This is a genomic window from Neisseria sp. P0008.S010, assembly GCF_051962715.1.
In the GTDB taxonomy this organism is placed as follows: Bacteria; Pseudomonadota; Gammaproteobacteria; order Burkholderiales; family Neisseriaceae; genus Neisseria; species Neisseria elongata.
This window is the reverse complement of the sequence record NZ_JBQCVA010000244.1, coordinates 1-291: the sequence shown is the minus strand read 5'-3', so window position 1 is coordinate 291 and position 291 is coordinate 1. Positions and strand designations below refer to the sequence as shown.

The 291-nt window shown below is 64.6% G+C and carries 1 protein-coding gene; it reads right to left on the bottom strand.

The window, feature by feature from the left end:
• Positions 1 to 45 precede the first annotated feature (45 nt).
• The coding region (locus ACTHSL_RS13415; RefSeq protein ID WP_440381709.1) for a hypothetical protein at positions 46 to 291 on the bottom strand (246 nt) is incomplete at its 5' end.

Genomic DNA, 291 nt, shown 5'->3' with positions numbered 1-291 from the left:
CCTACGGGCGGCAGCAGGCGCCCGAGCAGCCCAAGCCCTAGCGGCTCACGGGGTAGTGTCTCCACCCACCACGAGCAAGTTGTTCTCAAGCGCCGCTATCCCTATCGTGGCCCACTGACCGGCCGTGTTGAGACCCGACCTGCCCTCAAGAGCGACGCCTCCCGCTGGAGCCAGCGTCACCTGACCGGTGCCCTCTTGGACGATGGTACAACTCCAAGCGGGTCCGAGACCGGACGGCACTGTGACAAGCACAGGGTTTGAGTTGGTGTAGCGGACGATACCCTGGTAGTC